This is a genomic window from Corynebacterium pseudodiphtheriticum DSM 44287 (assembly GCF_000688415.1).
Classification (GTDB): Bacteria; Actinomycetota; Actinomycetes; order Mycobacteriales; family Mycobacteriaceae; genus Corynebacterium; species Corynebacterium pseudodiphtheriticum.
On the sequence record NZ_JIAH01000005.1, the window covers coordinates 239493 to 251796 of the forward strand.

The window sequence follows — 12304 nt, forward strand, 5'->3', positions numbered from 1 at the left end:
TGTGACATGATGCGGCATAGTGCGGGGGCCACCCAGGCGCCTCTCGGTCCCTGGGTACGGTAAACTGCCACACATGCTGCCTGCCTCACGCGTTTTGTCTGCCATTGCGATCGGCATTGGCCTTGCCTTGGTGGTCGGCGCCGGCCTGGCTTCGCGTTTCGTGCACATTGACGCGCGATTACCGCTTGATGTCCAGCACACCACCTTTCGGCTTGTAGACGACGCCACTGGTTACCAGCGCCAGTTGCATTGGGACCTGCTGGAGCCTGCTGATGCAGAATCGGTCGCCGTTCGCGTTGGTTCGACGCTTATACGAAGCACCGAGGAAAACCAAGCAGGCCAGCCCGACGAGCAGCCAGGGGGTAACCACGCGCAAGACAACCCGGACGCAACCGAGCTTGTCGACGCCGACGTTTGGGCCTTCGATATGGACCGTCGGAGCGGGCAAGCGCTGAGTACTGCGCAACTCAGCCACACGTTGGTGACTCCGGCTGCACACGTCGAGATCGATGGCCAGTGGTTAAAATTCCCAGTTGACGCGGAAAAGACCAGCTATGACGTGTTTGACGAAACGCTTCGGGAATCCCACCCGGCGGCGTTTCAGGAGGAAGTTACAGTAGACGGGGTGGAGCTGTACCGTTATCGTCAGGTCATCGATCCGGTGAACGTCGCCTCGAAATACGCGGATGCGCGCAACACTAAACAGGAAGACCCGGTGGTTCCTGATAGAGCTCCTGCAGAAAACGCTGAAGAAGCGCCTGTGAAAACTCCAGAAGAAAACGCAGAAGAAGCGGACGCGCTAGAACAAGTTCCGGCACCCACAATCAGGCGGCAGTTGTATTTGCATCATTCGGCGACGCGTGATTATTTTGTGCATCCACGCACAGGCATGATCGTCGACGTGCACGAAACTGTCGACGATTATTTTGCGACTCACACGGGAGAGCGTATCGAAGACGGCATTGCATATGAGGCGCAGCTTGCCGACGCCGACGTCGAAAAGCTTATTACCCAGGCGGAGTCATTCCCTGACGATGACACAGTGCGTCTTATCCGCTACATTGTGTTGGGACTTGGTGCGCTTATTACAGTGCTGGCGTTGATCGGCGTGTTTGGTGGCTTTCGGCGAGTCCGACAGAACTAGGTCTGAGCAGCAGGTGCTCCGTTAACTCCCTCTGCCACAGTTGCTAATCAGGACTTTACAAAATAAGCAAATTGCAATAGACTGCTACGTTGCGCTGGAATCTGTGGACTAGTGCATGCTTGAGCCTTGTTGATTTTCGTGAAAACGTTCACTTGACAAGGTGATTTTATGCTATCTGATCACGGAATTCCACAGCAATAAAAGATGCTAAAAAATACCAGCGGTTGTAGGGCAGTCACATGCCAGAGTGGCTGAAACCCGCTTCCGCGTGAGGTGCTGGAAGGACCCATCTTGGCAGTCTCCCGCCAGACCAGTTCAGTGGCTAATATTCCCGGAGCCCCGCAACGGTACTCGTTCGCGAAGATTAACGAACCGATCGCCGTCCCGGGGCTTTTAGACCTACAACGAGACTCTTACGATTGGCTCATCGGTACGCCCGAGTGGCGTGAGCGCGAACAAGAACGTCGCGGTGCCGATGCGCAGATTACTTCAGGGCTCGAGGATATCCTGAATGAGCTTTCGCCGATTGAGGATTACTCCGGCAACATGTCTCTTTCGTTGTCTGAGCCCCGTTTCGAACCGGTGAAAAACACCGTCGACGAGGCGAAAGAAAAAGACATTAACTACTCCGCACCACTGTATGTGACTGCGGAATTCATTAATTCCGATACCCAGGAGATCAAGTCCCAGACTGTTTTCATCGGTGATTTCCCGATGATGACCGAAAAGGGCACCTTCATCGTGAACGGTACAGAGCGCGTCATTGTTTCGCAGCTGGTCCGTTCCCCGGGTGTTTACTTTGATCGTTCTATCGACAAATCCACCGAGCGTCCGCTGCATGCGGTGAAGGTTATCCCTTCTCGTGGCGCGTGGCTGGAATTTGACGTTGATAAGCGTGACACCGTCGGCGTGCGTATTGACCGCAAGCGTCGCCAGCCGGTTACTGTGCTGTTGAAGGCTTTGGGTTGGACCGAAGAGAAGATCCGGGACCGTTTCGGCTTCTCCGAACTTATGATGTCCACGCTGGAAGCTGACGGCGTTGCCAATACCGACGAGGCTTTGTTGGAAATCTACCGCAAGCAACGTCCGGGCGAGCAGCCTACCCGCGATCTGGCGCAGTCGCTGCTGGACAATTCTTTCTTCAACCCAAAGCGCTATGACTTGGCACGCGTTGGTCGTTACAAGATCAACCGCAAGTTGGGCTTGGGTGGCGATCATGATGGTCTGAGCACCCTAACTGAAGAAGACATTGCCACCACGCTGGAATATCTGGTGCGTTTGCACACCGGCGAGCGGGAGATGCAATCGCCGGAAGGTCAGCATCTGATGTTGGACACCGACGACATCGACCACTTTGGTAACCGTCGTCTGCGTACTGTCGGTGAGTTGATTCAAAACCAGGTGCGCGTCGGTTTGTCTCGTATGGAGCGCGTCGTACGTGAACGTATGACCACCCAGGATGCAGAGTCGATCACTCCGACTTCTTTGATTAACGTCCGTCCGGTCTCTGCTTCGATTCGCGAATTCTTTGGTACTTCCCAGCTGTCCCAGTTTATGGACCAGAACAACTCACTGTCTGGTCTGACCCACAAGCGTCGTCTCTCCGCGCTGGGTCCTGGCGGTCTGTCGCGCGAGCGCGCCGGCATCGAAGTTCGTGACGTGCACCCTTCGCACTACGGACGCATGTGTCCAATTGAGACCCCGGAAGGTCCGAACATTGGTCTGATCGGTTCATTGGCATCGTACGCTCGAGTGAATTCCTTCGGCTTTATCGAGACCCCATACCGCAAAGTTGTGGATGGTCGCGTTACTGACGAAGTTGAGTACCTGGCTGCCGATGCGGAAGACCGTTATTCCATTGCCCAGGCTGAGGTCCCAACCGCAGAAGACGGCACGATTACCAGTGACCGTATCGAGGTCCGCCAGAAGGATGGCGATATCGCCGTTACCACTGCTGACGGCGTAGATTACGTTGACGTTTCCCCACGACAGATGGTTTCTGTCGCTACCGCGATGATTCCGTTCCTGGAGCACGACGACGCTAACCGTGCTTTGATGGGTGCGAACATGCAGCGCCAGGCGGTTCCTCTGGTCCGTTCCGAGGCACCATATGTTGGCACGGGTATGGAATTGCGCGCCGCTTATGATGCTGGCGACGTAGTCATTACGCCGAAGGCAGGCGTTGTGGAAAACGTCTCTGCGGATCTGATCACCATCATGGATGATGATGGCATTCGCGATACCTACATGCTGCGCAAATTCGAGCGCACCAACCAGGGCACCAACTACAACCAGACTCCACTGGTTAATATTGGAGACCGCGTCGAGGCAGGCCAAGTGCTTGCCGACGGCCCTGGTACCCATAACGGCGAAATGTCGTTGGGCCGCAACATGCTGGTGGCGTTCATGCCGTGGGAAGGCCACAACTACGAGGACGCGATCATTCTGAATCAGTCCATCGTGGAAGATGACTCTTTGACGTCCGTGCACATCGAAGAACACGAAATCGATGCTCGTGACACCAAACTTGGTGCCGAAGAAATTACTCGCGAAATTCCGAATGTTTCGGAAGATGTTCTACGAGACCTCGACGAGCGCGGAATCATCCGCATCGGTGCAGACGTCCGCCCAGGCGACATCCTGGTCGGTAAGGTCACGCCGAAGGGTGAAACTGAGCTGACCCCTGAGGAGCGTTTGCTCCGTGCCATCTTTGGTGAGAAGGCTCGCGAAGTTCGCGATACCTCGATGAAGGTTCCACACGGTGAGACCGGCAAGGTCATTGGCGTGGCGCGCTTCTCTCGTGAGGATGACGATGATCTCTCGCCAGGCGTCAATGAGATGATTCGCGTCTACGTTGCCCAGAAGCGCAAGATCCAGGATGGCGATAAGCTCGCTGGCCGTCACGGTAACAAGGGTGTCGTCGGCAAGATCCTGCCGCCGGAGGATATGCCATTCATGGAAGACGGAACCCCGGTTGACGTCATCCTGAACACCCACGGTGTTCCTCGTCGTATGAACATTGGTCAGGTTTTGGAGATTCACCTGGGTTGGCTGGCACATGCCGGTTGGAAGGTTGATCCCAACGATCCGCAAAACGAAGAACTTATCAAGACCCTGCCGAAGGAACTGTACGACGTTCCAGCCCATTCGCTGACCGCAACCCCGGTTTTCGACGGTGCTTCCAACGAAGAAGTCTCTGGTCTGTTGGCTAACTCCCGTCCAAACCGAGACGGCAATGTCATGGTGGATCGCCATGGTAAGGCTCGTTTGTTTGACGGCCGCTCCGGTGAGCCATTCGAGCACCCGATCTCCGTCGGTTACATGTACATCTTGAAGTTGCACCACCTGATCGACGAGAAGATTCACGCTCGCTCGACTGGTCCTTATTCCATGATTACCCAGCAGCCGCTGGGTGGTAAGGCACAGTTCGGTGGTCAGCGCTTCGGTGAGATGGAGGTGTGGGCAATGCAGGCATACGGTGCCGCCTACACCCTGCAGGAGCTTCTGACGATCAAGTCCGACGATGTGGTTGGACGTGTGAAGGTCTACGAGGCGATCGTGAAGGGCGATAACATTCCGGATCCGGGTATCCCAGAGTCCTTCAAGGTCTTGCTCAAGGAGCTGCAGTCGCTGTGCCTGAACGTTGAGGTTCTTTCCTCTGACGGAACTCCGATGGAGCTGTCTGGCTCTGACGAGGACGACGAAGCCGGACCATCGCTGGGCATTAACTTGTCCCGCGATGAGGGCGCCGCTGCAGACATCTCCTAAACGGCAAAACCAACGCCGAAATACCAAAAGTCCTTAATAGTCATTGCAATCCCTCCTTCATCGGAGGGGAAAGGGTATTTACGTGTTTGACGTAAACCTCTTCGACGAACTCCGCATTGGTCTTGCCACTGCCGACGACATCCGCCGTTGGTCCAAAGGCGAGGTCAAGAAGCCGGAAACCATCAACTACCGCACCCTGAAGCCGGAACGTGACGGCTTGTTCTGTGAGCGCATCTTCGGACCAACCCGCGACTGGGAATGTGCCTGTGGCAAGTACAAGCGTGTCCGCTACAAGGGCATCATTTGTGAGCGCTGTGGCGTTGAGGTGACCAAGTCCAAGGTGCGCCGTGAGCGCATGGGCCACATCGAGCTGGCTGCTCCAGTGACCCACATCTGGTACTTCAAGGGTGTTCCTTCCCGTCTGGGCTACTTGTTGGATTTGGCTCCAAAGGATCTGGAGCGCATCATCTACTTCGCGGCGAACATCATCACTTCAGTAGATGAGGAAGCCCGCCACAACGACTTGTCCACTCTGGAAGCAGAAATGCTTTTGGAAAAGAAGGACGTCGAAGACGACACCAATTCTGAGATCGCCGAGCGGGCTCAGAAGCTCGAGCAGGACCTAGCGGAACTGGAAGAAGCAGGTGCGAAGGCCGACGCACGTCGTAAGGTGCAAAACGCTGCCGAAAAAGAAATGCAGCACATGCGTGAACGCGGCGAGCGCGAAGTTGATCGTCTCGACGAAATCTGGAACCACTTCGTCAAGCTGGCTCCAAAGCAGATGATCATCGACGAGACCATCTACGAAGAACTCGTCGATCGCTACGAGGATTACTTCACCGGTGGCATGGGTGCGGAAGCCATCCAGACTCTGATCCGTAACTTCGATCTTGAAGCTGAGGCTGAAGAGCTTCGCGGCATCATCAATGAAGGCAAAGGCCAGAAGAAGATGCGCGCTCTGAAGCGCCTGAAGGTTGTTGCTGCATTCCTGAATTCTGGTAACGATCCTGCTGGAATGGTTCTGGATTCCATCCCAGTTATTCCGCCAGAGCTTCGTCCAATGGTGCAGTTGGATGGTGGCCGATTCGCTACCTCCGACTTGAACGACCTCTACCGTCGTGTGATCAACCGCAACAACCGTCTGAAGCGCATGCTGGATCTCGGTGCTCCGGAGATCATCGTGAACAACGAGAAGCGCATGCTGCAGGAGTCGGTGGATGCACTGTTCGACAACGGCCGACGCGGCCGTCCTGTCGCTGGCCCGGGTAACCGCCCACTGAAGTCCTTGTCCGACCTCTTGAAGGGTAAGTCGGGTCGTTTCCGTCAGAACCTGCTTGGTAAGCGTGTGGACTACTCCGGCCGTTCGGTTATTATCGTCGGTCCGCAGCTGAAGCTGCACGAGTGTGGTCTGCCGAAGTTGATGGCGTTGGAGCTGTTCAAGCCATTCGTCATGAAGCGCCTGGTGGAAAACGACTATGCGCAGAACATCAAGTCCGCCAAGCGCATGGTTGAGCGTCAACGTCCAGAAGTTTGGGACGTTCTCGAAGAAGCAATTTCGGAGCACCCAGTGCTGCTGAACCGCGCACCAACCCTGCACCGTCTGGGCATTCAGGCATTCGAACCGAAGCTGGTCGAAGGTAAAGCCATCCAGCTGCACCCACTTGCCTGTGAGGCCTTCAACGCCGACTTCGACGGCGACCAGATGGCGGTTCACCTGCCGCTGTCCGCCGAGGCACAGGCCGAAGCTCGCGTGCTGATGCTGTCGTCGAACAACATTTTGTCCCCAGCATCCGGTAAGCCATTGGCCATGCCGCGTCTGGATATGGTCACCGGTCTGTACTTTTTGACCATGAACAAGCGTGCCGACGAACAGGGCGGAGAGGGCCGCTACCAATCTGCCGACGAAAATGGTCCGGCACAGGGCGTGTACTCGTCGTATGCGGAAGCCATCATGGCACGCGACCGCGGCGTTCTGGGCTTGCAGGCGCCTATCAAGGTCCGTATTTCTCACTTGCGTCCACCGCGCGAAATCGAGGAAGCGCAGTTCCCAGAAGGTTGGCAGCGCGGCGATACTTGGTTGGCTGATACCACCCTGGGTCGCATCATGTTCAATGAATTGCTGCCATGGGACTACCCGTACCTTGAAGGCGTCATGGTGCGTAAGGGCGGTGGCTCGGAGAAGATCCTGCTGGGTGATGTCATTAATGACTTGGCCGTAAAGTATCCAATGATCTCCGTCGCACAAACGCTGGACAAGATGAAGGATGCCGGCTTCTACTGGGCAACCCGATCCGGTGTGACCATTACGATGCATGACGTTTTGGTGCTGCCAAACAAGACCGAGATCCTCGAGTCTTATGAGGCCGAAGCAGAGCGTATCGAGCGCAAGTACTGGGAGCAGGGTGCTCTGACCGAGCGCGAGCGCTATGAGCGCTTGGTCGAACTCTGGAAGGATGCGACCGACAAGGTCGGTACTTCTGTTGAGGAGCTGTACCCAGACGACAACCCAATTCCGATGATCGTGAAGTCGGGTGCCGCGGGTAACATGCGTCAGATCTGGACGCTGGCCGGTATGAAGGGCATGGTTGTGAACTCGAAGGGTGACTACATCACCCGTCCGATTAAGACTTCCTTCCGCGAAGGTCTGTCGGTTCTCGAGTACTTCAACAACTCGCACGGTTCCCGTAAGGGTCTGGCCGATACCGCTCTGCGTACCGCAGACTCCGGTTACCTGACCCGTCGTCTGGTCGACGTTGCCCAGGACGTTGTTGTCCGCGAAGAAGACTGTGCGACCCGCCAGGGCGTGCGTGTGCCAATCGGTGAGCAGATCACTGACGACACATACGCAGTGCACGAGCTCTGGGAGACCTCCGCTTCCGGTCGTGTGGTTGCCTCCGATGTCAAGGACGCCAATGGTGAGGTTTTGGTCGCTGGCGGCGACGATTTGACTGAGGAGAACACCCAGAAGCTGGTCGATGCCGGAATCACCGAGATCAAGGTTCGTTCGGTTCTTACTTGCCAGACTCCAGCAGGTGTCTGTGCGAAGTGCTACGGCAAGTCCATGGCTTCCGGCAACTTGGTCGACATCGGCGAGGCCGTCGGTATCGTGGCTGCCCAGTCCATTGGTGAGCCTGGTACCCAGTTGACGATGCGTACCTTCCACCAGGGTGGTGTCGGTGGAGACATTACCGGTGGTCTGCCGCGTGTTCAGGAGCTGTTTGAGGCCCGCAACCCGAAGAACCGTGCCCCAATTGCATCGGTCGCCGGTGAGATCTCGTTGTCGGACGAAGGAAACTTCTGGACCCTGACCATCCACCCAGATGATGGTTCGGACAATGTCGTTTACGAGAAGCTGTCGAAGCGTCAGGGCCTGGCCCAGGTGCGTCGCCCAATGGAATCCAACCCGGATGCCATGATTGAACGCGCACTGCGAGACGGCGACCACGTCGAGGTCGGCGAGCGTTTGCTACGCGGTGCTGCCGATCCGCACGATGTTCTGGAAGTTCTGGGACGTCGTGGCGTCGAAAAGCACCTTATCGACGAAGTGCAAGCCGTGTACCGCACCCAGGGTGTGGCTATCCACGATAAGCACATTGAGATCATCATCCGCCAGATGCTGCGCCGCGGTACGGTCATCGATTCCGGTACTACATCGTTGTTGCCGGGCAACCTGATCGACCTCTCCGAGGCCAAGCAGGTCAACGCGGCCCAGGTCGCAGAGGGCGGACAGCCTGCCGAGATGCGTTCCGAGATCATGGGTATTACCAAGGCCTCCCTGGCTACCGAGTCGTGGCTGTCGGCTGCTTCGTTCCAGGAGACCACCCGCGTTCTTACCGACGCCGCCATTAACAAGCGCTCTGACTCGTTGATCGGTCTGAAGGAAAACGTCATCATCGGTAAGCTCATCCCGGCTGGTACCGGTATTAACCGTTACCGCAACATCACCGTTAAGCCGACGGAGGCTGCTCGCAATGCGGCATACTCTATCCCTACCTATGGTGACTCCATCTACGGCGACGATGGCTACAGTGACTTCACTGGCGCTTCCGTCCCACTGGACGAGACCTTCGAGCTCTAAAGCGCTGTTTGTGTCCCGCAGCTTCCATAGGCGCAGGGACCCACAGCATTAGGACTATTATCGCCACTCGGTGCTAGTCCTAAGCCGTTCTGCAAGGCCCTATCCCTTTTCGGGGTAGGGCCTTTTGCGCGCCCAGATCGTGCTTGGTGTTTAGACTCGAGTGAGCCTTGTGGGCGGGCTGAGCCGAAATTACCGGCATTTCAGACAGGTCAAGGCCGTGCGTGCCTGGTGCACCACCTGGGTGTGGTGATTGTTCCCATAAGTGCTTGGAAAAACTTAGCCTTGGGTATAGCGTAAAGCGGGCTTAGAAACTTAAAAGGATCATTAGAATTTCAGAAAGGCAGCCATGTCTGATCATTCCTCCAATGCGCGCGCGACAGCAGAACCGAAACGTAGCCTGACTTGGCGCCCGATCGACATCGTCATCGTCGCCATCTTGGGTGTGGCGACTGGATTCATCTTCGTAGTCTGGAACAACATCGGTTACGCGTGGTTTACCGCTATGGATAATCTCACGCCAGGGCTGGGTGGTCTGGCGGTGGGCATTTGGCTGCTCGGTGGTGTGCTTGGTGGATTAATTATCCGGAAACCGGGTGCGGCGATCTTCGTCGAGGTTTTTGCGGCCAGTGTTTCTGCAGCTCTGGGTTCGCAATGGGGGCCGGAAACCCTCTATTCCGGTTTGGCACAGGGGTTGGGTGCGGAATTGATCTTCCTTATCTTTGCCTACCGCAAGTTTAATATCGTCGTCGCCACGCTTTCTGGTATCGGGGCAGGTGTTGGCGCCTGGACGTTGGAATTGTTCCTCTCTCCGAACCTGGCAAAATCGCTGGAATTCAACATTATCTACCTCGTATGCGTTGCCATTTCGGGTGCGATCCTGGCTGGCATTCTGGGTTTTTCGTTAATGAAGTCACTGGCGAAAACGAGTGCTCTCGACCGTTTCGCGGCTGGTCGGGAGCACCGCGCATAGAGCTTCCGGACCAAAAACACTAGCTCTCCATCATTCGACACCAATCGCATCCTTATCGATATGTCAGCAACAGCGGTCGAAATTGCTAATTACACCTGGAGGCATGCTGGGCGCGCGAAGCCAGCGATCGACAATCTGAACCTAGAGATTGCGGCCGGCGAACGTGTGCTCATTTGTGGTAATTCGGGTTCAGGGAAATCCACTTTGGTCGCTGCCATCGCTGGTGTGTTGGGCGGTGATGAAGAAGGCGATGAATCTGGCCGGTTGTTGCTTGCAGATGCCAGCGGTAGAAAAGAGCCTGCAGGAACCTCAACACCAGTGGGCCTGGTATTACAGGATCCGGACTCGCAGGTAATAGCTGCACGCGTGGGGGACGACGTCGCATTTGGCTGCGAAAATCTAGGATTGGAGCGCACCGAAATTTGGTCCCGGGTCCGTGAGGCCCTGCCATTGGTGGGTTTGAATCTCCCGTTAGACCATCCGACTGCATTCTTGTCTGGTGGCCAAAAGCAGCGCTTGGCTCTGGCGGGTGTTATTGCCATGCGTCCGGGCATCATCATTTTGGACGAACCCACCGCGAATCTTGACCCCGAAGGCGCGCGTGACGTGGTGCAAGCGGTAACCAACGTTGTAAACCACACTGGAGCGACATTGCTGGTCGTCGAGCATAATTATGACGTTTGGCTGCCATTATTAGAGCGTGGTTTGGAGTTTTCTGCAGGTAAACTTGTCGACGACGCACCGGCCAAAGACATCGTAAACCGGCGCCGCATTGGAAACCTCCCAGAGGCAGCGCCGAAGTTAGCAAACAATGCCGCAGCGCTCACGGCGCATGAGGTCATAGCAGCGGAACAACCTGCTCATTTGCCTGCACGCAGCCTGCACCTGCCTGAACATGCGTCGACGGTGCTTACCGGCGCTAATGGTACTGGTAAGACTACGCTGCTGATGACGCTGGCGGGCTTGCGGCCTCTTGCCTCAGGCCGGATTGATTTGGCAGATTCTATCCGTGATGGCCTACGGGGCAACGTCGCAAAGTGGAAGTCTCGGCAGCTGGCCCAGCGCATTGGATATGTGTTTCAGAACCCGGAGCATCAATTTGTCGCCCGCACGGTATTGGAAGAACTGCAAGTGGGTCCGAAGGTGATGGGTCTGGAGGTCAGTGCGCGCCGCTATGATGAGCTGTTGGAGCGGCTGTCCCTGGCCCATCTTGCACGAGCCAACCCCTTTACCTTGTCCGGTGGAGAAAAGCGGCGCCTTTCTGTGGCTACTGCCTTGATAGCCGCACCGAAATTATTGCTTTTCGACGAGCCGACTTTTGGGCAAGATCCCCATACCTTCGGCGAACTGGTCGCAATTGTGCGTGGTTTGGTTGACGAAGGTGTAACCGTGGCCTCAGTGACGCACGATGAGAACTACCGTAATGCGCTTGGTGATAACCATGTCGAGTTGTTAGCGACAGGGGGTAAGTGAGATGGCTTCCGAGCAGATCCCTTCTGTAACGCTTATCCCTTCTGGGGCGCCGAAGATTAACCCGTTGACCCGCATTTTGATCATGCTGTTGGTGACCACCCCTTTGTTGCTGAGCCTGGATTGGCTAAGCGCCACGGTCTCGTTGGTTATCACTATCGTGGCAGCTCTTATCGGGGGAGTGGGATGGAAGAAACTGGTGGCCACGCTTTGGCCTTTACTGTTGGTCGCGCCGTTGTCGGGCATCTCGATGCTGCTATATGGCGCCGAAGGCGGCGAGGTCTATTTCGAGTTTTGGTTGATGACGATCTCTGACAACTCCATTGAATTGGCCATTGCAATCATGATTCGAATCCTTGCGGTGGCGAGCCCGGTGATTTTGTTGGCCCGGAATATTGATCCCACACGCTTGGGCGATGCGCTGGCACAGATAGTGCGTGTTCCGGACCGCTTTGTCATTGGTTCGGTGGCAGGTGTACGAATGACGGGCTTGTTCAAAGACGATTGGGTGGCGATGAATCGCGCTCGTCGTGCTCGCGGCTTGGGTGATCGGGGAAGAATTGCCCATTTCTTCACTATGGCTTTTGGCCTGTTGGTGCTGGCTTTAAGGCGTGGCGGCAAACTTGCCACCGCCATGGAAGCTCGTGGGTTTGGCCGCCGGCCGCTCTATGGGGAGCACCGATCGTGGGCGCGGCCCTCGCGCTTGCGCACCGCAGATTGGCTGGCTTTGGGGCTTGCCCTCGTGTGTGCCGCAATCCCGGTGGTGGTCGCAGTGATGGTCGGCAGTTGGCGCTGGTTTGGTCTCTAATCTGCTTAGGTATCCGCTGTTCTGGCCGTATTTTGTTGTGCGGGGTGAAGGCCTTTGGACGGTGCT

6 protein-coding genes are annotated in these 12304 nt (G+C 56.2%); all 6 read left to right on the forward strand.

Annotated elements, in window-relative coordinates; translation table 11 throughout:
- Nucleotides 1-73 precede the first annotated feature (73 nt).
- Nucleotides 74-1144, forward strand: a complete 1071-nt coding sequence (gene pgfA / locus O146_RS0101735; protein WP_023018937.1) for a cell envelope lipid trafficking protein PgfA — start codon at nt 74-76, stop codon at nt 1142-1144.
- Nucleotides 1145-1417: 273 nt separating this feature from the next.
- A complete protein-coding gene (rpoB, locus tag O146_RS0101740) occupies nt 1418-4912 on the forward strand; it encodes a DNA-directed RNA polymerase subunit beta (protein WP_027017513.1) in 3495 nt (1164 codons plus the stop codon).
- 82 nt (nt 4913-4994) lie between these two features.
- Nucleotides 4995-8990: a DNA-directed RNA polymerase subunit beta' gene (locus O146_RS0101745; protein WP_027017514.1), complete on the forward strand. Its 3996-nt coding sequence runs from the start codon at nt 4995-4997 to the stop codon at nt 8988-8990.
- Between the two features lie 346 nt (nt 8991-9336).
- Nucleotides 9337-9960: an ECF transporter S component gene (locus O146_RS0101750; RefSeq protein ID WP_027017515.1), complete on the forward strand. Its 624-nt coding sequence runs from the start codon at nt 9337-9339 to the stop codon at nt 9958-9960.
- A gap of 60 nt (nt 9961-10020) precedes the next feature.
- Nucleotides 10021-11433: an ABC transporter ATP-binding protein gene (locus O146_RS0101755; RefSeq protein WP_023018940.1), complete on the forward strand. Its 1413-nt coding sequence runs from the start codon at nt 10021-10023 to the stop codon at nt 11431-11433.
- A 1-nt stretch (nt 11434) separates the two neighbouring features.
- Nucleotides 11435-12238, forward strand: a complete 804-nt coding sequence (locus O146_RS0101760; RefSeq protein ID WP_023018941.1) for an energy-coupling factor transporter transmembrane component T family protein — start codon at nt 11435-11437, stop codon at nt 12236-12238.
- The last annotated feature ends 66 nt before the right edge of the window (nt 12239-12304 follow it).